Genomic DNA, 21,676 nt, shown 5'->3' on the forward strand with positions numbered 1-21,676 from the left:
CCCCACAACGGCCCAACGTTCTCCACCGACACTGGCGTCTCCACCAAGACGGCGTGCCGATGGGACCCTACGTTCACCCATACGAGCTATCCGATGACCACCTACGACCAACAATCGAAGTCAACAGTTGGCTGCCCGCATCGCCGCCGACCTGAACGAACTGGAAGAGCACGGGCTAGCTCGCCCGGCTGCGGGTGCGCGATCCGCGGCTGATGCTGTCGGAGCGGGACGTGCACCGGCTCGCCCCCGCGCTCACCGGCTGGTTGGAGCTCGGGCTGAGCCGGGCCGCCGTGAGCGCCACGCTGGCGGGCTGTCTTCCCGACGGGCCGATCGAGTCGCCCGCGGGGCTGCTGGCGTACCGGATCAGGGTGCTGCGGCCGCCCCGGCTGGCGGAGCGGCCTGCCGGCGGTGGCGGCGTCCTGCCCCCGGACACGGTCATCCACCCGTTCCAGAACTGCGAAGGCGGCTGCAACCGCGTCTTCCGCGCCCCCGAACCCGGCAACTGCGCCTCCTGCACGGCGGCCGAAGCCGCCTGACCTGGTACGGGCCCTGGAGCACTCACCCGGAGAGCTCGGCCCGCCACTGCCGTGGCCACTGCCCCGACGGCGGCGGAGCTCCGTTGATTCCGAGGTCACGCCGCGCGCTCTCGTAGAACGCGTCACGCGCCGCACTCGCCAGCCGATGGACCTTCGTCCACTTCTCCGCGTCGACCGGTCCCTCGCGTATCAGCAGTTCGATGGTCCAGATCGTCTCGTGCCAGCGCCGGGCCGCTGCGATCGTCGCTGCGTCCCCGACGAGCAGGACGGACTCCCACTCCGTCGCGCGGTGGGACTCCGCGTCGGCAAGCAGAGGCAGACCGTCGGCCGGCGGCAACGGGTCGGCCACATCCGCGAATCCGAGGGCGGCGCCGATGCGCTGGGCGAGACGAAGCTGGGCCTTGAGGGCATTGGCATAGCCGCCGTAGGTCTCGAAACGCTTCTCGTCCCACCGCTCCTCCCGTTGCCGCTTCCACTTCCGACGCTCAGTCGAGCTCTGCACGGCATAGGAGCCGAGCGAACCGACCACGACGCCCATCAGAGCGGGCAATTGATCCAACAGAGCCACATCTACTCCTCGACCAGTTTCCCGATGCCGCACGCTCATCGCTCCGCGGCCGACCGCCCCCTGCCCACCCGGGGCACCTCTGCCCGGTGGGATGCCGACCGATTTCGTTCCCCGCACCCCGGTGATGGATGGCGGTCAAACTGCGGTGACATTAACTGCCAGTGGTCAAACTTCGCTGACATTCGGTGAAGGTTCGACGGCACAGGACACCTGCTCCGACCGCCCGCGAAAAATTCGATCGCCCCTCCGGGCAACCGGATCGGGGCGGGTGGTGGTCAAGGGGGCGAGGAGGTGCCGATGCAGGCCGAGGAAGAAGCTCAGTTCCAGTCGTTCGTCGCCGCGCGCTGGAACCATCTGGTGCGCACGGCCTACCTGTTGACGGGTGATCCGCACGACGCGGAGGACGTGACCCAGGCCGCGCTGGCGAAGGCGTACCGGTCCTGGCGGCGCGTGGCGCGCATGGACAGCCCGGAGGCGTACGTCCGCCGGATGCTGGTCACGTGCAACAGCGACCGGTTCCGCAAGCGGCGGGTCGCCGAGCGCCTGACGGACAGCGTGCCGGACACCTCGGTGGGCGACCGGGCCGCCGAGTGGGCCGACGAGCGCGGCGCGCTGATGGAGGCGCTGGCCCAACTGCCCGCCCGTCAGCGGGCGGTGGTGGTGATGCGGTACTGGGAGGACCTCTCCGAGGCCGAGACCGCCGATGTTCTCGGGTGCTCCCAGGGCACCGTCAAGAGCCAGGCTTCCAAGGCGCTGGCGAAACTGCGCGCCTGGCCCGGACTGGGACGGATCGCGACGAGGAGCGAGGGGGCGGTGCTGTGAACGGGCAGGACAACGGCGGGCAGCGCGACGAGTTCGAGGAGTTCGAGGGGGTCGTGGAGTTCGAGCGGGACCTGCGGGACTGGATGGCCCGGGGCACCGAGGCGGTGCGGCCCGCCGCCGTGCCGTATCCGGAGATCGTCCGGCAGGGCCGCGCGGAGCGGCGGAACCGCAGGCTCGCGGCGGCGGGGGCGGCCCTGGTCGCGCTGGCCGTCGTCCCGGTCACGGCCCTGGTCTTCGCCGGGAACGGCCCCGGCGGCGGTGCGGCGGTCGTGCCGGTGGCGGGCGGCGGCCCGACGCCGAGCGCGGCGCCGCCCACCCCCCAGGCGCCCCCGGGACCGGCCGCACCCGCGACGCCCGGGCAGCTCGCCGATGGGATCACCCTCCAGGAGGCGGCCGACGGGCTCGGATTGTGCCTCGCCTACGACCGGCAGCACCCCGATCCGTCGGGGTTCCAGCGGTCGGACCTCGGCAAGGCCTCCGAGTACCGGATCCTGCTGGCGCACCGCAGCACCGGCAACAACAACTCCCCCGGGGACGGCCGGTACATCGTCGCCGTCAAGGAGGCCCCGCGGCAGACCCGGCTCATCTGCCTCATCAAGGACGGCAGTGCCCAGGGCCTCAACACCTCCGTCGGCGAGGCCGGGAACCCCGACAGCGGACCCGTCCGCCCCGACATCAACGGGGGCAAGCTCTACCTCCAGAAGCTGAGCTCCGAGGGCTCCTGGAAGCTGCCCTACCGCTGGGGCAGCATCGGCACGGTCGACCCCGGTGTCACCCGGGTCACCGTCAGCTACGGCGGCGCCACCTTCGAAGGCGCCGTGGACCACGGCTGGTTCGCCGCCACCGGGCTCCTGGACCGGGCCGTCACCAAGGCCCCGCGGGTCAAGGGCTACGACGCCCAGGGCAAGCAGGTCTACGACTCCGACCAGGACAAGGGGTACGAGAAGTCCCTCCCCTAGGAACGTGGGTCCCCGCCGCCGTACAGGGGTCGGCGGCGGGGCCCCGCCACTCACCGGCTTGCCTGCCTGCCATGTCAGTGGGTCCCTTTACGGTTCCCGTATGACCAGGCATTGGATACACCGCGCGCTCCCGCACCACGAGGAGACCAACGTCGTCTTCTTCAGGGGCCCGTCCCTGGACGCGCTCACGCGGGGACTGCTCGATCTGAAGCGCATGCCGCTCGCCTACGGCAAGGGGACCGGCTGGGGGCTGATGATGCACGACATGTCCAGCTGGGACAGCGACGACGACGGCCTCACCCACTACGGGCGGCTGTGCCCGGAGGGCGGTGAACTGGCCGTCTTCGTGACGGAGCCCTGCTGGGGGAAGGCCCACGGTCCCTGGTTCGAGTACTACCGCGACGGACGTCTGATCACCGGCTTCAGTTTCGAGAGTCCGGACGACCCGGTGGGCGAGGAACCCGATCTGCTGCTGCCCGCCCTCACGGCGGCGCGTCTGGCCGGGCCGCAGGGGGATGTCGACGGTGATGACAGCGAGGAACGGATCGTGAGCGCGGTCTCCGGCTTCTTCTCCCTGCCGGAACTCGACATGTCCTGACCGGGGACCGGTGGGCGGCCGGTCCGGCCGGCGCCGCGGCCGGTCCGGCGGCGCCGCGGCCGGTCAGCCCCCGTAGAACAGCTCGTCCACCACGCCCCGTGCGCGGCGGGTGATGCGGCGGTAGTCCTCCAGCATGTCGCCGACCGTGCCCTCCGCGTAGCCGAGGTAGCGGCCGACCGCCGCCAGTTCGCGGGCTTCCGAGGGGAAGGTGTCGCCCGCGCGGCCGCGGACCAGCATCACGGCGTTGCGGACCCGGGTGGCCAGGACCCAGGCCTCGTCCAGGATCTGCGCCTCCTCCGTCGGGATCAGGCCGGCCGCGTGCGCGGCGGCCAGCGCCTCGCGGGTGCGGGTCGTGCGCAGGCCCGGTTCCGCCCAGGCGTGCCGCATCTGGATCAGCTGGACGGTCCACTCGACGTCGCTGAGGCCGCCGCGGCCCAGCTTGGTGTGCAGGGTCGAGTCGGCGCCCCTGGGCAGGCGTTCGGATTCCATCCGGGCCTTCAGGCGCCGGATCTCGCGGACGGCGTCCTCGCCGAGGCCTTCCATCGGGTAGCGCAGCGGGTCGATCAGGTCGATGAAGCGCTGCCCGAGCTCGAGGTCGCCGGCCACCGGTTCGGCGCGCAGCAGGGCCTGGGACTCCCAGGTCAGGGCCCACCGTCGGTAGTAGGCGGCGTAGGAGGGCAGGGTGCGGACCAGGGGGCCGGAGCGGCCTTCGGGGCGCAGGTCCGCGTCGATGAGCAGCGGCGGGTCGGTGGTGGGGAGTTGGAGGAGCCTGCGCATCTCGGCGATGACGCTGTGGGCGGCCTTGGCGGCGACCTGTTCGTCGACGCCCTCGCGCGGTTCATGGACGAACAGGACGTCGGCGTCGGAGCCGTAGCCGAGCTCGTGCCCGCCGAAGCGGCCCACGCCGATGATCGCGAAGCGGGTGGGCAGGGTGTCGCCCCAGTGGCCCTGGACGGCGGCGCGCAGGGCCCCGGCGATGGTGGCGGCGGTGAGTTCGGAGACGGCGCGGCCGACCCGGTCGACCAGGGCTCCGTGGTCCTCCTCGGCCGGGCTGTCCTCCGTACCGTAGGAGCCGATGATGTCGGCGGCGGTGGTGCGGAACAGCTCGCGGCGGCGGACGCCGCGGGCGGCGGCCACGGCGGCTTCCGGGTTCTCGGCGCGGCCGACGGCGGCGAGCACCTCCTGTTCCAGGGCCTCGTGGGTACGGGGAACCAGGCCCTCGGGGTCGCCCAGCAGGGCCACCGCTTCGGGGGCGCGCAGGAGGAGGTCGGGGGCGAGGCGTCCGGCGGAGAGCACCCGGGCGAGGTTCTCCGCGGCGGCGCCCTCGTCGCGCAGGAGGCGCAGGTACCAGGGGGTCTTGCCGAGGGCGTCGGAGACCTTGCGGAAGTTCAGCAGGCCCGCGTCCGGGTCGGCGGAGTCGGCGAACCAGCCGAGGAGCACCGGCAGCAGGGTGCGCTGGATGGCGGCGGCGCGGGTGACGCCGGAGGCGAGGGCTTCGAGGTGGCGCAGGGCGGCGGCCGGATCGGCGTATCCGAGGGCTTCGAGGCGCTGGCCGGCGGCGCGCGGGGAGAGCCGGGTCTCGCCGGGGGCGAGCTGGGCCACGGCGTCGAGGAGCGGCCGGTAGAAGATCTTCTCGTGCAGGCGGCGGACCACGGAGGCGTGCCGGCGCCAGGCCTTGTTGAGCTCGGCGACGGGTTCGGTGCGCAGGCCCAGCGAGCGGCCCAGGCGCCGCAGGTCGGCTTCGTCCTCGGGGACGAGGTGGGTGCGGCGCAGCCGGTAGAGCTGGATGCGGTGCTCCATGGCCCGCAGGAAGCGGTACGCGTCGTGCAGTTGGGCGGCGTCGGTGCGCCCGACGTAGCCGCCGGCGGCGAGGGCGGTGAGCGCGTCGAGGGTGGTTCCGGAGTGCAGGGTGGCGTCGGAGCGGCCGTGCACGAGCTGGAGGAGCTGGACGGCGAACTCGACGTCGCGCAGGCCGCCGGGGCCGAGCTTCAGCTCGCGCTCGACCTGGGCGGCGGGGATGTTGTCGACGACGCGGCGGCGCATCTTCTGGACGTCGGGGACGAAGTTCTCGCGCTCGGCGGCCTGCCAGACGAGGGGCGTTATGGCGGCGATGTACTCGGCGCCGAGCGCCTCGTCGCCCGCGACGGCGCGGGCCTTGAGGAGGGCCTGGAACTCCCAGGTCTTGGCCCAGCGCTGGTAGTAGGCGAGGTGTGAGGCGAGGGTGCGGACGAGCGGACCGTTTCTGCCCTCGGGGCGGAGGTTGGCGTCGACGGGCCAGATGGTGCCTTCGACGGTGGTCTCGGAGCAGATCCGCATGAGGTGGGAGGCGAGGCGGGCGGCGGCCTGGACGGCCTTGCCCTCGTCGGCGCCGGGGGCCGCGTCGCCGACGAAGATGACGTCGACGTCGGAGACGTAGTTCAGCTCGTTGCCGCCGCACTTGCCCATGGCGATGACGGCGAGCCGGCAGAGCGCCGCGTCCTGGGGGGCGGCGGCGGTCGCGATGCGCAGGGCCGCGCGGAGGGTGGCGGTGGCCAGGTCGGCGAGTTCGGCGGCGGTCTGGGCTACGTCTATGGTCCCGCACACGTCGCGGGCGGCGATGGAGAGCAGGCAGCGGCGGTAGGCGACGCGCAGGGTGACGGGGTCGTGGGCGCCGGACAGGCCCTGCTCGAACTCGGGCAGCCCGGGGTGCAGATCGGCGGCCTCGTAGGTGACGAGGGCCTGCCAGTCCCGGGGGTGGCGGGCGAGGTGGTCGCCGAGGGCCTCGGAGGCACCGAGGACGCCGAGGAGGCGGTCGCGCAGGGGTTTGGCGCTGACGAGGGTGTCGAGGAGGACGGGCAGCTCCTCGGGGGTCTGCGCTTCGGCGATCCGGACCAGCCCGAGGAGGGCGAGGTCGGGATCTGCGGTGTGCCCGAGGGCGTCGAGGAGCACCGGATCGGCGCGTACGGCGGCCAGCGCGTCGGTGTCGAGCAGCCGGGCCGCGGCCGAGGGGTCGGTGAACCCGCTGCGCAGCAGCCGGCTGAAGGTACTGCTCCTGCGTCCCGGGACTGTCATCCCGCCGCCTCCCGCGTACGTCGGCCTGCCCTTGCCCTGGCCGGGCGGTTGCGCGGGACGTCGCCTTCGGCGGTGTCGCCGTCGGGAGGGTCCGCGCGTCCGCCCGGGGAGAGCCTAGCCGGAGCAGGCGTTCGACTCACCGCGAGCACGGTGGGATGGATTGCCGGATTATCGGCAGATTTGCGACGGGGGCGGGGCGCGCTTCGCCGCGCCGACCGGCCGGGAGGGGCCCGGAGGCCGCGCGGCGTGACCGGGGACACGTGCGAAACGCCCACAAGACGGCGTCCCGGGCGGCCATTTCACCAAATCGGGAAGTCATCGGCGCATCGGGTGAACCAACGCGCCCGGATCGGACTCTCACTGACTGACCGACATTTTCACGCGGCCTTTCCTGCCGGAACGACCTCAAGGCGTAGCCGATGCCCGTATCCCGCCGACGATTCCTCCTCGCGACCGTGGTCCCGATGCTGACCATCGGGGTCACCGGTGCGCTCGCCGTTGCCTCCGGCCAGCAGACCGCGGCCGAGGCCGTCCCGGGAACCGACTCCCCGGCCGTTCCCCCCGTGAGCGCCGCCGCCGGTTCGGTCGTGCAGATCGTCGCCCACCCGGACGACGACCTGTTCTTCATGAACCCGGACCTCAGCCGCTCCCTCGCGTCCGGCACCCCGCTCACCACCCTGTACCTCACCTCGGGCGAGGCCGACGGCCGCAACCAGGCCAACGGCCCCGAGGCCAAGGACCCCGAGCAGCCCATCGACCGGGGCCATTACGCGGAAGCCCGCCAGAACGGCATACGCGCCGCCTACGCGCAGATGGCCACCGGTGACCGCACCAGCCCGTGGCGTCGTACGGCCATACCCACCGTGGGCGGCGGCCACGCCGAGCTCAACGTCCTGATAGCGAAGCCCCAGATCAACCTGGTCTGGCTGCAGATGCGCGAGGCCCGTTCCGCCCGCTCCGACAGCCCGCACAGCCTGCGCGGCCTGTGGAACGGCCGGATACCGGCACTCGCCCCGCAGCTCACCGCAGGCACTCCGGTCAGACAGCAGCCCACCTTCACCAAGGACCAGGTGATAGCGGCGATATCGGGGGTCCTGGAGCGGTACAAGCCGACGACGATACGGATGCAGGACCCGACGCCGGGCCGGTACCCCGGCTCCGGCAGCCTCACCGACCATCAGGACCACATGTACGCGGCGCGGTTCGCGCAGGCCGGGGCCGCTGCGTACGCCGCGCGGGTCCCGGTCGGACAGCGGCCGCGCTTCACTGTCCAGAACTACCTGGGCTACCTCAACAGCGCGCTGCCGCACACCCTGGACCCCCAGACGGTCCAGACGAAGATCGGCTACCTGAAGACGTACGGCTGGCACGACAAGCGGGACTACTGCGGCTCGCCCTCCGGCTGCGGCGACCGCAAGGTGGGGGGAAGCCCGGCCACCAGCAACTGGGCCCACTCCCTGCGCTACGCACGCGGCGACCACTCCACCTGGCTGGTGCAGGGCACGACCGGCCGGCTGTACGCCTTCGCCGTCCTCGACGGCCAGATGGCCGTCTGGAGCCGCGGGGCCGGCACCGGCGCCGGCGCCGCCTGGCAGGGGCCGGTCCTGCTGCCGGGCACCGGCATCGACTCGGGCGCGACCACCGCCCGCCTCCCCGACGGGCGCGTCGCCGTCCTCGCCACCCGTACCGTCTTCGGCGACCGGCCGGGGGATTACCGGCGCGAGATCGTCTACGCCGCCCAGTCCGTGGCCGGCGGTCCGTTCGGGGCGTGGGTCGCGCTCGGCACCCCGGAGACCGGGGACGAGCCCGGCACCTCCCGGATCAGCGCGCCCACGGCCGTCTGCGATCCGGACGGGCGCCTCACGGTGTACGTCCGCGACTCCCGGCGCGCGCTGCTCGCCCGTACCCAGGCGCCCTCGGGGGCCTTCGGCGGCTGGCAGCACCTGGGGGGCACCGACCTCCAGTCCGACCCGGTGGCGGTCACCGACTCCGCCGGGCGGCGCCACGTCTACGCCGCCACCACCAAGTCGGTGGTGGTCTGGATCCAGCCCGCCCCGGGCGCCCCGCTGGCCGGCCCCTTCCCGACCGGGCTCCCGGCCACCACCGTCCCCCTCACCGCCGCCCCGGAGGGGGCGGGCGTCCGCCTCTACTTCCGGCGCCCCGATTCGGGAGTCGTCCGCACCGCCGTGGTCACGGCCTCGGCCGGCGGCGCGCTGCCGGTGGTCTCCAGCGTCACGGAGGCCGGCGGCCGGTCGGGCTACGGCGCGGTGGGCGTGGCGGGCCGCCTCATAGCGGGCCGCGCCGACTCGGGCACGGTCGCCGCCACGGGCCTCGGCGGCCCGCCGGCGTGGACGGAGTCCCGGATCCTCTACGCGGGCGCCCCCGCAGCCATCCAGGAATCAGGCGGCGCCGTGACGGCGGTCGTGCTGGGCCTGGACGCCGAACTCCACGTCGCCACCTCCCTCCCCACCTCCACCCGCGCCACCTGGCACCGGGCGGTCCCGCCGGCGTAGCCCGCCCGCGGGCGGCGCGGGGCCCCGGTGCGAAGATGACCTCCGGTTGCCCGCACACGACCACGTGCGGGTACATCAAGGAGGAAGCACCCATGTCGGCCGACCTGCCGGACGCCTGCGGACGGGACCGGAGTTCCCGCGGCGGGCCACAGCCGCACACGTCCCTGCTCCGTCGTCCGGCGGCGGCCCCGCTCGCTTCGCTCGCGGTGCTGGGCGCGGGAGCCGCGTACCTCTGGGGCACCAATCCGCATGAGCCCGGCCACTGGCTTCCCCGCTGCCCCGTCAACTGGCTGACGGGCGTGCTCTGTCCGGCCTGCGGCGCCACCCGGATGTGTTTCGACATCCTGCACGGCGACTTCGTCGCGGCCTTCCACGACAACGCGGTGCTGTTCCTGCTGGGGCTGCCGCTCGCCCTCTTCCTCTATGCCCGCTGGGTCGCCGAAGGCCTCCGCGGGCGGAAGTACCACCCGGTGATCGGGATCCGGGGACAGGCTGCGATCGTTGGGGTTGCCCTGACCTGGGCAGTGGTTCGAAATGCGGTCACGTGATCACGAGTTGATCACGTTGCCGGCCGCAGGGCAACCATGCACAACCGTCGCAGGTCAGTAGTTCCGCTACGACCCACGGTCGTAGCACACGTCCCCACTGAACAGCAGTTTCACTAGGAGCTTTTGCATGTCTCAGAACATCGCCCCGAACGGTCAGCAGTACTCCGACAAGTCCAAGCTGGTTGCCGGTCTGCTGCAGATCTTCCTCGGCGGTCTCGGCATCGGCCGTTTCTACACCGGCCACACCGGCATGGCCATCGCCCAGCTGCTCACCTGCGGCGGCCTCGGCTTCTGGGCCCTGATCGACGGCATCCTGTTCCTCGTCAAGGACGACCGCACCGACAAGGCGGGCCGCGTGCTGCGCGCCTGACGTGCCCAGTAACGCCGTACGGCCGGCCCCCTCATGACTGAGGGGGCCGGCCGTTCCCGTATGCGCGCTGCCGACCTGGCCCTACAGGACCGGCATCATCTTGCGCAGCTCGAAGGCCGTGACCTCGCTGCGGTACTCCTCCCACTCCTGCTTCTTGTTGCGGAGGAAGAAGTCGAAGACGTGCTCACCGAGGGTTTCGGCGACCAGTTCGCTGCGCTCCATCAGGGAGATGGCCTCGCCGAGGTTCTGTGGGAGGGGTTCGATGCCCATCGCGCGGCGTTCCGCGTCGGAGAGGGCCCAGACGTCGTCGTCGGCGCCGGCCGGGAGCTCGTAGCCCTCCTCGATGCCCTTGAGGCCCGCCGCCAGCAGGACGGCGTACGTGAGGTAGGGGTTGGCGCCCGAGTCGATCGAGCGGACCTCCACGCGCGAGGAGCCCGTCTTGCCCGGCTTGTACATAGGGACGCGGATCAGGGCCGAGCGGTTGTTGTGGCCCCAGCAGATGTACGAGGGGGCCTCGCCGCCGGAGCCGGCGGTGCGGGAGGAGCCGCCCCAGATGCGCTTGTAGGAGTTGACCCACTGGTTGGTCACGGCGGCCGTTTCCGCCGCGTGCTTGAGCAGGCCCGCGATGAAGGAGCGGCCGACCTTGGAGAGCTGGTACTCGGCGCCCGACTCGTAGAAGGCGTTGCGGTCGCCCTCGAAGAGGGACAGGTGGGTGTGCATGCCCGAACCGGGGTACTCCGAGAACGGCTTCGGCATGAAGGTGGCCTGGACGCCCTGTTCCAGGGCGACCTGCTTCATGACCAGGCGGAAGGTCATGATGTTGTCGGCCGTCGAGAGGGCGTCGGCGTAGCGCAGGTCGATCTCCTGCTGGCCGGGGGCGCCCTCGTGGTGGCTGAACTCGACCGAGATGCCCATGGATTCGAGCATCGTGATCGCCTGGCGGCGGAAGTCCATGCCGACGTTCTGCGGGGTGTGGTCGAAATAGCCCGAGTTGTCGGCCGGGGTGGGCCGGGTGCCGTCCAGCGGCTTGTCCTTCAGCAGGAAGAACTCGATCTCCGGGTGGGTGTAGAAGGTGAAGCCCAGGTCGGAGGTCTTGTTCAGGATGCGCTTGAGGACGTACCGCGGGTCCGCGTAGGAGGGCGAGCCGTCCGGCATCAGGATGTCGCAGAACATCCGCGCCGTGCCGGGGGCCTCCGCGCGCCACGGCAGTATCTGGAAGGTGCTCGGGTCCGGCTTGGCGATCATGTCGGACTCGTAGACCCGTGCGAACCCCTCGATCGCCGAGCCGTCGAATCCGATGCCCTCGTCAAAGGCCTGTTCCAGCTCCGCCGGCGCGACCGCTACGGACTTCAGGAAGCCCAGTACGTCGGTGAACCACAGGCGCACGAAGCGGATGTCGCGCTCCTCGAGCGTCCGGAGGACGAATTCCTGCTGCTTGTCCATGGCTTCATCCTCGCAGTTCAGGCGGCCTGTGCACCACTGCCGCGAGGGCAGGGGCACAGTCGGGCCGGCCCAGTATCGCCAGCGGTGGTTTCCGCCAGATTACGCACCCCGGAAAGCCGGTGACACCCCCGGACTGACCTTGGGCCGGTCATGAGCATTACCATCGGCGCCCATGGGGGGCCATGCGCAGGACGAGCAGGGACGTCGGAGACGTCCGCTGCTCCGCCATGCCGTCCTCCTGATGGCCTTCGGGGTGCTGGCCGGCGCGGCGTTCCTGTGCCGGACGGCCGGGGCCGGGACCGGGACCGGGCAGCCGCCCGCTTCGGGGACGGTCGCGCGGGCCGGACACACCGCCCACGCGCCCGGCGCGCAGCACGTCGCCTGCGTGGCGCCGTACGACCGGCCCGGCTGCTCCCCGCTCTCGCACGTTCTCCCCGGACTCCTGCCCCAGGCGCCGCCCGCGGCCCTGGTGGCCGGCGGGACGCCCGCACCCGCCGTGCGCCCCGCGCCCGCGGCGGGGATCCGGCCGCCTTCGGCGCTCGCACGCGGCCCCGACCTGTACGCCCTCCGAGTGCTGCGGACCTGACCGGTCCCGGTCCGGCGGCGCTCAGGCAGCGCGTTCTCCACCCCACCCCCCTCAGCAAGAAGGATTCAGGGCCATGGCCAGCAGGAACTCCGAAACCAACAACTCCCGCCAGGCGCGGATAGCCGAGATGCGCCGCGCGGACAAGTCGCGCGACCGGCGCAACAAGGCCATCGCGATCACCACGTCGGCCGCCATCGTCACCGCGCTCATCGGCTTCGGCGCGTGGGTGATGATCGACCAGCAGAACAAGAAGGAAGCCAAGGAGGCCGCCGCCAAGGCGCCGGTCGCCGGCGAGCAGACCTGGGACGCCAAGAACCTCGGCCGCAAGCACGTCGAGACCCCGGTGAAGTACGAGATGAACCCGCCGGTCGGCGGGGACCACCACCCCCGGTGGATGAACTGCAACGGCGACGTCTACAAGAACCCGATCCCCGAGGTGAACGCCGTCCACTCGATCGAGCACGGCGCCGTGTGGGTGACGTACAACGAGAAGGCCGCCCCGGCCGACGTGGAGAAGCTCGCCGCCACGGTGGCCAAGACCCCGTTCACGCTGATGAGCCCCGTCAAGGAGCAGTCCGGCGCGATCATGCTCAGCGCGTGGGGCAAGCAGCTGACCGTGGACAAGGCGGACGACGCCCGGGTGGCGCAGTTCTTCACCAAGTACGTGCAGGGCCCGCAGACCCCCGAGCCGGGCGCGGCCTGCACGAACGGGCTGGCCGAGAAGTGACCCCCCGTACGACCGGCAGGGGCTCCGTGACCCGTACGTACTGGGTCGCGGGTTCGGCCGTCGGCCTCGCGCTGCTCTTCGCGGTGGGGGCGACGGTCGCCACCGCGGGGGGAGCCGATTCCGCTCCCGCGTCCTCCCGTACGCCGGGGATCTACTCCGCGGACGCGGGCTTCGCCCGGGACATGGCGGTGCACCACCAGCAGGCGGTGGAGATGTCCTTCATCGTGCGCGACCGCACGAAGGACGAGGCGGTACGCAGCCTCGCCTACGACATCGCCAACACCCAGGCCAATCAGCGCGGCATGCTGCTGGGCTGGCTGGACATGTGGGGCCTGCCCAAGACGGTGGCGGACGAACCGCCGATGTCCTGGATGGGGAGCGGTGGCGGCGGCGGGCACGGCGCCGGGGGCCACGACATGGGCGGGGTCGTCACCAAGCCCGGCGCGCTGATGCCCGGCATGGCCACCAAGGAGGAGCTGGTGCGGCTCGGCTCCGCCGAGGGCCGGGACGCCGAGGTGCTGTACCTGCGGCTGATGACCGACCACCACAAGGGCGGCGTCGGGATGGCCCAGGGGTGCGCCACCCAGTGCGCGAACCCGGCCGAGCGGGCGCTGGCCCAGGGCATGGTGGAAGCCCAGCAGTCGGAGCTCCAGCTGATGGCCGACATGCTCAAGCAGCGGGCCGCAGGGTAACCCGTTGTCCGCGTGCGGCGCCGTCGCCTGGGGCTCCGCCCCCGGACCCCCGCGCCTCAAACGCCGGCGGGGCTGAAATTGCCCTACGGGCAATCCAGCCCCGCCGAGCGAAATCCAGCCTCGCCGGCGTTTGAGGCGCGGGGTCTGGGGCGGAGCCCCAGGGGGTCCGGGGCGCAGCCCCGGGGAACGGTGGAAGGGCGGGTGGGGGACAGCCCCACAGGGCCCCCGCGCCGAACGGCCGCGCCCGCGCGGGGTCACCCGTACGGCCCCCTCCGGCCCCTGCCGGGTCGCGGGGGCCGAACGGCCGAATGAGGATGAGGACGCCGAGGCGGGCGCACCCGCGCCAGGCCGCTACGGCGTGCTCAGGAGGTTTACGCGATGACCACCGCCGGAGACATCATGCACCCCGGGGCTCAGTGGATCCCCGCCACCGAAACCCTGGACCGGGCCGCTCAGCTGATGGCCCGGCTCAACGTGGGCGCCCTGCCCATCAGCGACAAGACCGAACGGCTCTGCGGCATCCTGACCGATCGCGACATCGTGGTGGGCTGTGTGGCCAAGGGGCACAATCCGGCGAAGGTCACCGCCGGCGACATGGCCCAGGGCACCCCGCGCTGGATCGACGCGAGCGCCGACGTCTCCGAGGTGCTGGAGGAGATGCAGAGCCACCAGATCCGCCGTCTCCCCGTGATCAGGGGCAAGAGGCTCGTCGGCATGATCAGCGAGGCCGACCTGGCCCAGCACCTCACGGACAAGCAGATGGCGGCCTTCACCTCCAGCGTCTACGCGAAGGCCTGACCTCTGGGGGATTCGGCTGCACCAAGGACCGCCCGCGCCACTTGGTGCGGGCGGTCCAGCATGACCAGGTGCCCGGCCGGCTCCGCGACCACGAACCGCGCGCCCAGCGCCTCGGCCAGCGCCGCCTGACGGCCCAGCCAGCCCAGGTCCGGGCGGCGTGCGCCGGGGTCGTGGGCGGCCAGGACGGTGGCGGGCACGGCCAGCGGCAGCTCCGCGCGCAGCGCCAGCACCTCGGCGGCCGTGTCGGGGTAGCGGGAGTTCTCCAGCAGGGCTCCGCGCCAGACCCGGCCGGTCCGGTAGCAGCGGCGTACGAGGTCCCGCGCGGCCGGGTCCCGACCACCCGCACGGGATGCCGCCCGTACGGCGGTCCGCCGGGCCCGGGGGCCCAGCGCGGCCGGCAGCCCGGCGGCGGTCACGGCCCGGCCGAGCACCCGGGCGGCGCCGGTGCGCAGCCCGGCGGGCAGGACCGTACGGGGCGGCCGCTCCTCCACGCTGCCGTCGACCAGCACCAGGGCCGCGGTGCGCCCGGGGTACAGCCGGGCGAAGGCCTCGGCGTGGAACCCGGCGACGGAGTGCCCGGCCACGGTGACGCGCTCGGCGCCCAGCCCCAGCGCGTCCAGCAGCCCGGCGATCCGGTGCGCCTCCCCGGCCGCGCTCGGCGGGCGCACGGCGGGGGCGCTCAGCCCGTGCCCGGGACGGTCGAAGCGGACGACGGTACGGCCGGCGGCGACGAGCAGCTCCGCGACGGCGTCCCAGTCGAACCAGGCCATGGCGAGCCCGGCGCTGAGGACGACCGGAGGGCCGGAACCCTCCACGAGGACGTGCAGCGGTACTCCATCGGAGGCCCGGAGGCGTACGAACCTCCCGGGTGCGGCCGCGGTCCCGGCCTCGGTCCCGGGTGCGGCCGCGGTCCCGGCCTCGGTCCCGGCCTCGGTCCCCGATCCGGCCCCGGTCTCGGATCCGCCCCCGGATCCGCTCACGTGCGGCGTTCCCGGTGGACGGAGTACGCGAGCAGGCCCAGCCAGACCGCCACGAACAGCACCTGGAGCCGTTGCCCGGCGCCGAGCGCCCAGGTGCCGTGCCCGGCGGTGAACAGGGCGATGGAGACCAGGGTCCAGGCGGTGGCGAGCAGTTCGAGTACGACGAGCACGGGCCCGTACCGCGCGAGGGGGGCGAGACGGCCGTAGCGGCGGGCGGCCAGTGTGAGGGCCACGATCCCGACGAGCGCTCCCGTCATCGCCAGACTGCTGCTGACGGCGTGGGCCTGATGGGTGGCGGGGACCAGCCCGGCGGTCTCCCGCGCCGCGCATTCGGGGTCCACGGTCGGCGTGCAGCTCAGCGGCAGCCAGGCGTCCGCCGCGGTGGAGGCGCCGAAGAGGGTGATCCCGGACCAGCCGGCGACGGACCGGAGGCGGCGGGGTTCGACGTGTCTGGCGAGCCGGACCAGGGCCAGGACGCCGCCGAAGAAGACGAGGAGGCCGGCGGTGAAGTCGGTGGCCCGGAACAGGCCGCCGAGCGGCTGGTCCTGGGCCGCGAGCTCGCTGACGTACGTCTCGATGGGGTTCAGCCCCGTGGAGAGGACGACTTCGAGGACCCACGCGGTGTAGGCGGCGGCGCCGAGCCCTATGAGGAGGGCCACGAAGCGGGCCCCGGCCCCGGCCGTGACGGCGGGACCCGTCGCGGTGGAGGGGCTGTTCACGGAATTCCAGGATCTCCGGGACTCGACGGGTCTCAAGTGTGTGAGGGGGTTCCGGGGGTTCAGCGGCAGGCCTTTTGTGGACATAGTGTGACTAATCCTAAACGCGGCCGGGCCCGGTCCTCCGATCGGATACCCACCCCGGGTAGGGTTCCGCCCATGACCCGCCCAGCCTCGCGCACGCAGCGCCCAGCAGTCCGGTGGCCCCGGCTGCTGCTGTTCGCCGCGCTGCTGCTGGGCATCGCGGGCATGCACACGCTGGGCCATCCGACTCCGGCCCACGCCATGGAGGACGTGCCGTCGGTCCGTTTCGTTCCCCGGGGCGGCCATCCGCCGTCCGGGGAGGCGCACGCCGCTGCCGCCGCGATCGCCACCACCACCGCCGTCACCACCACCACGGTGGCCACCTTCGAGGCCCCGCGCCCGCAGCACACCGGCATGGACCCCATGTCCGTGTGTCTCGCCGTGCTCGGCGCCCTCACCCTGCTGGTCCTCGGAGCCGGACTGGCCGGCCCGCGCCGTGCCGCGCCGCTCGGGGGCGCGGCACGCGCGCCGGGCCGGTCCGGCGGTCCGGACCCGCCGCCGCCCCGCGAACTCCTCACCCTGCTGACGGTGCTGCGCGTATAGGCCGGGCTCCGTCGTCGCCCCCGCATGCCTTCGGGGCGGCGGCAGACGGTGCCCACCTGCCTGCCTCACACCATCACGAGGTGTTCCACCATGCGCTCTTCCGTTCCCCCCTCCCCCTCTCCTTCCCCCTCCCCCTCTCCCTCCTCGCCGTCCCGCCGCGCCGTTCTCGGTGCCGGCGCCGCCCTCGCCGGCTCCGGGTTGCTCGCCGCCTGCTCGGGTTCCGGCATGGCCGGCATGGACCACGGCGCCGGCGCCACGGGCAAGGGGGCCGCCTCCCCCGCCCCCGGCGGCTACGTGGACCCGGCCGGCGCCGAGGTGCAGGCCGCCGAGGCCGCCCGCAAGGCCACCGGCCCGCTCACCGAGGTCCGGCTGACGGCCACCGCCACCCCGCTCGACCTCGGCGCCGGCCGCTCCGTCCGCTCGTGGGCGTACGGGGACAAGCTCCCGGGCCAGGAGGTACGGGTCACCGCGGGCGGCACCCTCGCCCTGACCCTGGCCAACAACCTCCCCGAGGCCACCTCCCTGCACTGGCACGGCCTGGCGCTGCGCAACGACATGGACGGGGTACCGGGGCTGACCCAGCGGGACATCGCCCCGGGCGGCTCGTTCACGTACAAGTTCGCCGTCCCGCACCCCGGGACGTACTGGTTCCACCCGCACTCCGGGGTCCAGCAGGACCGCGGCCTGTACGCCCCGCTGATCGTCGAGGACCCCAAGGAGCCCCTCTCCTACGACAAGGAGTGGGTGGTCGTACTCGACGACTGGCTCGACGGGGTAGACGGCTCCACGCCCGACGCCGTGCTCGCCGAACTCCGCAAGGGCATGGACATGAGCTCGAGCGGCGGCGGCCATTCGGGCCACGGCTCTGGTTCTGGCTCTGGCTCTGGTTCCGGAGCCGTGGGCACTCCCGCACCCGCCACGAGCGGCGGACCGTCCCGCCTCCTCATGGGCGGTGTCAGCGAGGTCCTCGGCAAGGACCCGGGCGATGTCGCGTACCCGCACTACCTGGTCAACGGCCGCATCCCCGAGGACCCTTCGGTCTTCACCGCCCGCCCCGGCGACCGGATCCGGCTCCGGATCATCAACGCGGGCGGGGACACCGCCTTCCGGATCGCCCTGGGCGGCCACGAGCTCACGGTCACCCACACCGACGGCTTCCCCGTCGAGCACGCCACCGCCCGCTCCCTGCTGCTGGGCATGGGCGAGCGCTACGACGTCCTGGTGACGGCGGGCGACGGGGTGTTCCCGCTGACCGCGCTCGCCGAGGGCAAGGGGGACTCGGCGTCGGCGCTCGCGGTGCTGCGCACCGGTACGGGGGCGGCGCCGACCGCCGCGACCCGGCCCGCCGAGCTGACCGGGCGGCCCCTGACCGCGGACGCCCTGCAGGCGGCCGAGCCGGTGGCGCTGGCCTCGCGCGAACCGGACCGCACGGTGCGGATCAGGCTGACCGGCGGGATGGCGAAGTACGACTGGGCCTTCGACGGCAAGCCGTACGCCCCGGACCAGCGGCACCCGGTGAAGGCGGGGGAACGGGTCCGGCTGGAGTTCGACAACTCCACGACGATGTGGCACCCGCTCCACCTGCACGGGCACACCTTCGCCCTCGGCGGCCGGCCGGGCGGGGCCCGCAAGGACACGGCGGTGGTGTTGCCGAACGGGAAGCTGACGGTGGACTTCGACGCCGACAATCCCGGTCTGTGGATGGTCCATTGCCACAACGTCTTCCACGCGGAGGCCGGGATGATGACCGTGCTCGGCTACCGGCGCTAGCCGGATCCCGCCCCGGACCGGGCCGGCGGCGCGCCTTCCTCCGCGTGCCGCCGGCCCGGGGGGGGCTGCCGCGGGGCCCGCGAGGGGGGCCGAAATGCCCGGCGGGGAGTCTGATTTCCATGACAGGCTGGTGATCGTCACGCGCCGATTGCGATCTGAAGGAATTCCCGCCGGTATGAGCACCCCGCCGAACCCGCCCAGCACCCCGTCCGGCCCGCCGACGGAGCCCGCGGGAACCCCCGTACCCGAGGCGGCTCGCATACCGGCGCCCGCCCAGCCCCTGTCCCTCGACAAGGCCCCGGCACCGACCGAGGCCCCGGCAGAGCCCGCGGACACGGCGTCGGCATCCACCCCGGCACCGGTCCCCGCGCAGCCCGCGGACGCGCCCCTGGCAGCCGCCCCGGCCGCGCGTGCGGACGCCGCCCCGGCCGAGCCCGCCGACGCGGTCCCGGCGGGCTTCGGAGCAGCCGTACCGGCAGCGGCCCCGCAGGCCGCCCCCGCGGCGCAGCCCGCTGCCCCGGCCCCGGCCCCGACCGGCTCCTTCGCTCCGGTCACCCCCGCCCCGGTGGCCGCCACCGCTCCCCCGGCGCCCGCATGGGGCGCCCCCGCACCCGCCAACCCCTGGGCCGCGCCCCCCGGCGGATACGCCGGCGGTTACCCCGGCGGCCCGCAGGGGCCCGGCTTCCCGCCGCCCCCGGCGGCCTCAAACGGCCTGGCGGTCGCCGCCCTGCTCCTCGGCCTGTTCGGCATCTTCGTCGGCCTCGTCCCCTTCTTCTTCTGGGCCGGCGCCCTCCTCGCCCTCACCGGCATCGGCATCGGCATCGCCGCCGTCCTCAAGTCCCGCCGCGGCGCCCCCCGCGCCACGCTGGCCGCGGTCGGCACCGCCCTCAGCCTCCTCGGGCTCGGCGCTTCCGTCGGCGGCTGGTTCATCACCACGAGCGTCATCGACAAGATCGACGAGAACGTCTCCGACCGTTCGCGCGACTACGACTACAACTACGACAGCGACGACCTGTCCACCCCCGGCGCCCCGGCGACCCCGACGCCCAAGCCCTCGCCCTCCGACATCCCGGGCAGGACCTCGGCCCTGGCCTGGGGCAAGCCCTACACCTACGAGGACGGGGTCCAGGTCACCGTGCAGAGCGCGGTCCCGTACAAGCCGTCCTCGACGGCCATCCCGGACGAGGCCCGCAACGGCAACGTGGTCAAGGTGAAGGTGAAGATCGTCAACAACTCGGGGTCCGCGCTCGACGTCAGCCTGTCCCTGCCGCACGCCCGCGACGACCAGGGCACGGAGGCCGAGATGGTCTTCGACGGCTCCGTGCCGAAGATGTTCACGGGCTCGGTCCTGGCCGGCGAGTCGATGAACGGCACCTTCGCCTTCATCGTGCCCGAGGGCACCAAGAGCCTGCGTTTCGAGATCGCGCCCGGCGTCGAGTACGACGAGGCGATCTGGAGCGGCCCGATCGGCGGCTGAACCGGCGCGACTCCGGCGACTCGGGCAACTCCCAGGACATCGCGTCAGAAAGACGATTAGACTGGGCCGCGTGCCTCAACTACGCCTCGCTCTGAATCAGATCGACTCGCAGGTCGGCAACATCGCCGCCAACGCCGACTCGGTCGTCCACTGGACCCGGCACTCCGCCGAACAGGGCGCCCACCTGGTGGCGTTTCCGGAAATGGTGCTGACCGGGTACCCCGTCGAGGACCTCGCCCTGCGCGGCTCCTTCGTCGAAGCGTCCCGCCGGGCACTGCTGGAACTCGCGCAGCGCCTGGCGGCCGAGGGCTTCGGGGACCTCCCGGTCGTCGTCGGCTACCTCGACCGTACGGAGAAGGCCGCGCCCCGCCTCGGCCGCCCGGCGGGCTCCCCGGAAAACGCGGCCGCCGTGCTGTACGGCGGGCAGGTCGTCCTGCGCTTCGGCAAGCACCACCTCCCCAACTACGGAGTCTTCGACGAGTTCCGGTACTTCGTGCCGGGCGACACCCAGCCGGTGATCCGGGTGCGGGGCGTGGACGTGGCCCTGGCCATCTGCGAGGACCTCTGGCAGGAGGGCGGGCGCGTCCCCGCCACCCGCTCCGCCGGGGCCGGGCTGCTGATCTCGATCAACGCCTCCCCGTACGAGCGCAACAAGGACGACCTCCGCCTGGAGCTGGTGCGCAAACGCGCCCAGGAAGCCGGCTGCACCCTCGCCTACCTGGCGATGATCGGCGGCCAGGACGAGCTGGTCTTCGACGGGGACTCGATCGTCGTCGACTCCGCGGGCGAGGTCATCGCCCGCGCCCCGCAGTTCTCCGAGGGCTGCGTCCTGGTCGACCTGGACCTGCCGGCCGCCTCGGCCACCCCGGTCGAGGGCACCGTCGACGACGGTCTGCGCATCGACCGCGTGATCCTCACCGAGGAGCCGGTGGAGCCGTACGAGCCGGTCGTGACGGGCGGCTACGCCGACCGGCTGGACGACGACGAGGAGATCTACGACGCGCTGGTCGTGGGTCTGCGCGCGTACGTACGCAAGAACGGCTTCCGCTCGGTCCTGATCGGCCTCTCCGGCGGCATCGACTCCGCGCTCGTCGCCGCCATCGCCTGCGACGCGATCGGCGCGCAGAACGTGTACGGCGTCTCTATGCCCTCCAAGTACTCCTCGGAGCACTCCAGGGGGGACGCGGCCGAGCTGGCGGCGCGGACCGGCCTGAACTTCCGGACCGTGCCCATCGAGCCGATGTTCGACGCGTGCATGGGTGCGCTGGGCCTGACCGGCCTCGCCGAGGAGAACCTCCAGTCCCGGCTGCGCGGCACCCTGCTGATGGCGCTCTCCAACCAGGAGGGCCACATCGTGCTGGCCCCGGGCAACAAGTCGGAGCTGGCCGTCGGCTACTCCACCCTGTACGGGGACTCCGTGGGCGCGTACGGCCCCATCAAGGACGTGTACAAGACGGACGTCTTCCGCCTCGCCGAATACCGCAACCGGGCGGCGGCCGAGCGCGGCGAGAGCCCGCCGATCCCGGAGAACTCCATCGTCAAGCCGCCGAGCGCCGAGCTGCGCCCGGGGCAGGTGGACACGGACTCGCTGCCGGACTACCCCGTGCTCGACGGGATCCTGGAGCTGTACGTGGACCGCGACCAGGGCCTGGAGGCGGTCGTCGCGGCCGGCTACGACCGCGAGCTCGTCGCGAAGACCCTGCGCATGGTGGACACCGCCGAGTACAAGCGCCGGCAGTACCCGCCGGGCACGAAGATCTCCGCGAAGGGCTTCGGCAAGGACCGCCGGCTGCCCATCACGAACGGCTGGCGCGAGCAGGCGTAACGCCCGCCCGCGCGGTGACGCGGCGCCGGGGCCGGCCGTACGTACGGCCGGGCCGGTGTTCGTACGGCCG

20 protein-coding genes are annotated in these 21,676 nt (G+C 72.9%); 15 read left to right on the forward strand and 5 right to left on the reverse strand.

Going from position 1 to position 21,676, the window contains the following annotated elements; all coding sequences use genetic code 11:
• Positions 1–194: 194 nt before the first annotated feature.
• Positions 195–536 (forward strand): hypothetical protein, encoded by a 342-nt coding sequence (locus AC3IYI_RS11205; RefSeq protein WP_489410035.1) that lies wholly within the window; start codon positions 195–197, stop codon positions 534–536.
• A gap of 22 nt (positions 537–558) precedes the next feature.
• Here AC3IYI_RS11205 and AC3IYI_RS11210 read toward each other — a convergent pair whose 3' ends face one another.
• Positions 559–1,104 carry a hypothetical protein gene (locus tag AC3IYI_RS11210; protein ID WP_489410036.1) on the reverse strand — a complete coding sequence of 182 codons (546 nt, stop codon included), beginning with the start codon at positions 1,102–1,104 and terminating at the stop codon, positions 559–561.
• A gap of 297 nt (positions 1,105–1,401) precedes the next feature.
• On the opposite strand from AC3IYI_RS11210, the gene AC3IYI_RS11215 reads away from it, so the two are divergent.
• The 3 genes from AC3IYI_RS11215 (at position 1,402) to AC3IYI_RS11225 (ending at position 3,483) form a co-directional block, all read left to right on the forward strand.
• The gene (locus AC3IYI_RS11215; RefSeq protein ID WP_489410037.1) at positions 1,402–1,926 is read left to right on the forward strand and encodes a SigE family RNA polymerase sigma factor; all 525 of its coding nucleotides are present in this window, start codon (positions 1,402–1,404) and stop codon (positions 1,924–1,926) included.
• Positions 1,923–2,885 (forward strand): hypothetical protein, encoded by a 963-nt coding sequence (locus AC3IYI_RS11220; RefSeq protein ID WP_489410038.1) that lies wholly within the window; start codon positions 1,923–1,925, stop codon positions 2,883–2,885. The genes AC3IYI_RS11215 and AC3IYI_RS11220 overlap by 4 nt, the downstream gene beginning before the upstream one ends.
• A 100-nt stretch (positions 2,886–2,985) precedes the next feature.
• Positions 2,986–3,483, forward strand: a complete 498-nt coding sequence (locus AC3IYI_RS11225) for a hypothetical protein (protein WP_489410039.1) — start codon at positions 2,986–2,988, stop codon at positions 3,481–3,483.
• A 63-nt stretch (positions 3,484–3,546) separates the two neighbouring features.
• Here the strand turns inward: AC3IYI_RS11225 and AC3IYI_RS11230 are convergent, their stop codons facing one another.
• Positions 3,547–6,534, reverse strand: a complete 2,988-nt coding sequence (locus AC3IYI_RS11230) for a bifunctional [glutamine synthetase] adenylyltransferase/[glutamine synthetase]-adenylyl-L-tyrosine phosphorylase (protein WP_489410040.1) — start codon at positions 6,532–6,534, stop codon at positions 3,547–3,549.
• 419 nt (positions 6,535–6,953) lie between these two features.
• Between AC3IYI_RS11230 and AC3IYI_RS11235 the strand changes: the two genes are divergently transcribed.
• The 3 genes from AC3IYI_RS11235 to AC3IYI_RS11245 all read left to right on the forward strand — a co-directional run bounded on the left by AC3IYI_RS11235 (position 6,954) and on the right by AC3IYI_RS11245 (position 9,965).
• Positions 6,954–9,047: a PIG-L family deacetylase gene (locus AC3IYI_RS11235; RefSeq protein WP_489410041.1), complete on the forward strand. Its 2,094-nt coding sequence runs from the start codon at positions 6,954–6,956 to the stop codon at positions 9,045–9,047.
• A gap of 92 nt (positions 9,048–9,139) precedes the next feature.
• The gene (locus tag AC3IYI_RS11240) at positions 9,140–9,595 is read left to right on the forward strand and encodes a DUF2752 domain-containing protein (RefSeq protein WP_489410042.1); all 456 of its coding nucleotides are present in this window, start codon (positions 9,140–9,142) and stop codon (positions 9,593–9,595) included.
• Between the two features lie 127 nt (positions 9,596–9,722).
• Entirely contained in the window at positions 9,723–9,965 is a 243-nt protein-coding gene (locus tag AC3IYI_RS11245; protein ID WP_489410043.1) for a TM2 domain-containing protein, read from the forward strand.
• Positions 9,966–10,046: 81 nt separating this feature from the next.
• Here the strand turns inward: AC3IYI_RS11245 and glnA are convergent, their stop codons facing one another.
• Complete coding sequence (glnA, locus tag AC3IYI_RS11250; RefSeq protein ID WP_214952336.1) at positions 10,047–11,408, reverse strand: type I glutamate--ammonia ligase; 1,362 nt, start codon at positions 11,406–11,408, stop codon at positions 10,047–10,049.
• 172 nt (positions 11,409–11,580) lie between these two features.
• Here glnA and AC3IYI_RS11255 point away from each other — a divergent pair, with 172 nt between their 5' ends.
• The 4 genes from AC3IYI_RS11255 to AC3IYI_RS11270 all read left to right on the forward strand — a co-directional run bounded on the left by AC3IYI_RS11255 (position 11,581) and on the right by AC3IYI_RS11270 (position 14,211).
• A complete protein-coding gene (locus tag AC3IYI_RS11255) occupies positions 11,581–11,994 on the forward strand; it encodes a hypothetical protein (RefSeq protein WP_489410044.1) in 414 nt (137 codons plus the stop codon).
• A gap of 73 nt (positions 11,995–12,067) precedes the next feature.
• Positions 12,068–12,721 (forward strand): thioredoxin-like domain-containing protein, encoded by a 654-nt coding sequence (locus AC3IYI_RS11260; RefSeq protein WP_489410045.1) that lies wholly within the window; start codon positions 12,068–12,070, stop codon positions 12,719–12,721.
• Positions 12,722–12,747: 26 nt separating this feature from the next.
• Positions 12,748–13,413, forward strand: coding sequence for a DUF305 domain-containing protein (locus AC3IYI_RS11265; RefSeq protein WP_489410046.1), 666 nt, complete (start codon positions 12,748–12,750; stop codon positions 13,411–13,413).
• A 378-nt stretch (positions 13,414–13,791) separates the two neighbouring features.
• Entirely contained in the window at positions 13,792–14,211 is a 420-nt protein-coding gene (locus AC3IYI_RS11270) for a CBS domain-containing protein (protein ID WP_489410047.1), read from the forward strand.
• Here AC3IYI_RS11270 and AC3IYI_RS11275 read toward each other — a convergent pair.
• Positions 14,196–15,038 carry an alpha/beta fold hydrolase gene (locus AC3IYI_RS11275; protein WP_489411503.1) on the reverse strand — a complete coding sequence of 281 codons (843 nt, stop codon included), beginning with the start codon at positions 15,036–15,038 and terminating at the stop codon, positions 14,196–14,198. The genes AC3IYI_RS11270 and AC3IYI_RS11275 overlap by 16 nt on opposite strands.
• 149 nt (positions 15,039–15,187) lie before the next feature.
• Positions 15,188–15,850, reverse strand: coding sequence for a DUF998 domain-containing protein (locus AC3IYI_RS11280; protein ID WP_489411504.1), 663 nt, complete (start codon positions 15,848–15,850; stop codon positions 15,188–15,190).
• Between the two features lie 216 nt (positions 15,851–16,066).
• Between AC3IYI_RS11280 and AC3IYI_RS11285 the strand changes: the two genes are divergently transcribed.
• From AC3IYI_RS11285 to AC3IYI_RS11300, 4 genes are all read left to right on the forward strand, one after another.
• Entirely contained in the window at positions 16,067–16,534 is a 468-nt protein-coding gene (locus AC3IYI_RS11285; protein WP_489410048.1) for a DUF6153 family protein, read from the forward strand.
• A gap of 90 nt (positions 16,535–16,624) precedes the next feature.
• A complete protein-coding gene (locus AC3IYI_RS11290; RefSeq protein ID WP_489410049.1) occupies positions 16,625–18,304 on the forward strand; it encodes a multicopper oxidase family protein in 1,680 nt (559 codons plus the stop codon).
• A 175-nt stretch (positions 18,305–18,479) separates the two neighbouring features.
• Positions 18,480–19,781, forward strand: coding sequence for a DUF4352 domain-containing protein (locus tag AC3IYI_RS11295; protein WP_489410050.1), 1,302 nt, complete (start codon positions 18,480–18,482; stop codon positions 19,779–19,781).
• A 70-nt stretch (positions 19,782–19,851) separates the two neighbouring features.
• Positions 19,852–21,606 carry an NAD+ synthase gene (locus AC3IYI_RS11300; RefSeq protein WP_489410051.1) on the forward strand — a complete coding sequence of 585 codons (1,755 nt, stop codon included), beginning with the start codon at positions 19,852–19,854 and terminating at the stop codon, positions 21,604–21,606.
• The last annotated feature ends 70 nt before the right edge of the window (positions 21,607–21,676 follow it).

The sequence above is a fragment of the Streptomyces sp. GL_148 genome (assembly GCF_057834205.1).

Excerpts from the sequence above, each read along its gene's own strand:
- AC3IYI_RS11245 (WP_489410043.1), top strand. The coding sequence starts at position 9,723 with ATGTCTCAGAACATCGCCCCGAACGGTCAGCAGTACTCCGACAAGTCC.
- glnA (WP_214952336.1), bottom strand. The coding sequence starts at position 11,408 with ATGGACAAGCAGCAGGAATTCGTCCTCCGGACGCTCGAGGAGCGCGAC.
- AC3IYI_RS11235 (WP_489410041.1), top strand. The coding sequence starts at position 6,954 with ATGCCCGTATCCCGCCGACGATTCCTCCTCGCGACCGTGGTCCCGATG.
- AC3IYI_RS11260 (WP_489410045.1), top strand. The coding sequence starts at position 12,068 with ATGGCCAGCAGGAACTCCGAAACCAACAACTCCCGCCAGGCGCGGATA.
- AC3IYI_RS11255 (WP_489410044.1), top strand. The coding sequence starts at position 11,581 with ATGGGGGGCCATGCGCAGGACGAGCAGGGACGTCGGAGACGTCCGCTG.
- AC3IYI_RS11270 (WP_489410047.1), top strand. The coding sequence starts at position 13,792 with ATGACCACCGCCGGAGACATCATGCACCCCGGGGCTCAGTGGATCCCC.
- AC3IYI_RS11240 (WP_489410042.1), top strand. The coding sequence starts at position 9,140 with ATGTCGGCCGACCTGCCGGACGCCTGCGGACGGGACCGGAGTTCCCGC.
- AC3IYI_RS11225 (WP_489410039.1), top strand. The coding sequence starts at position 2,986 with ATGACCAGGCATTGGATACACCGCGCGCTCCCGCACCACGAGGAGACC.
- AC3IYI_RS11215 (WP_489410037.1), top strand. The coding sequence starts at position 1,402 with ATGCAGGCCGAGGAAGAAGCTCAGTTCCAGTCGTTCGTCGCCGCGCGC.
- AC3IYI_RS11295 (WP_489410050.1), top strand. The coding sequence starts at position 18,480 with ATGAGCACCCCGCCGAACCCGCCCAGCACCCCGTCCGGCCCGCCGACG.
- AC3IYI_RS11290 (WP_489410049.1), top strand. The coding sequence starts at position 16,625 with ATGCGCTCTTCCGTTCCCCCCTCCCCCTCTCCTTCCCCCTCCCCCTCT.
- AC3IYI_RS11285 (WP_489410048.1), top strand. The coding sequence starts at position 16,067 with ATGACCCGCCCAGCCTCGCGCACGCAGCGCCCAGCAGTCCGGTGGCCC.
- AC3IYI_RS11230 (WP_489410040.1), bottom strand. The coding sequence starts at position 6,534 with ATGACAGTCCCGGGACGCAGGAGCAGTACCTTCAGCCGGCTGCTGCGC.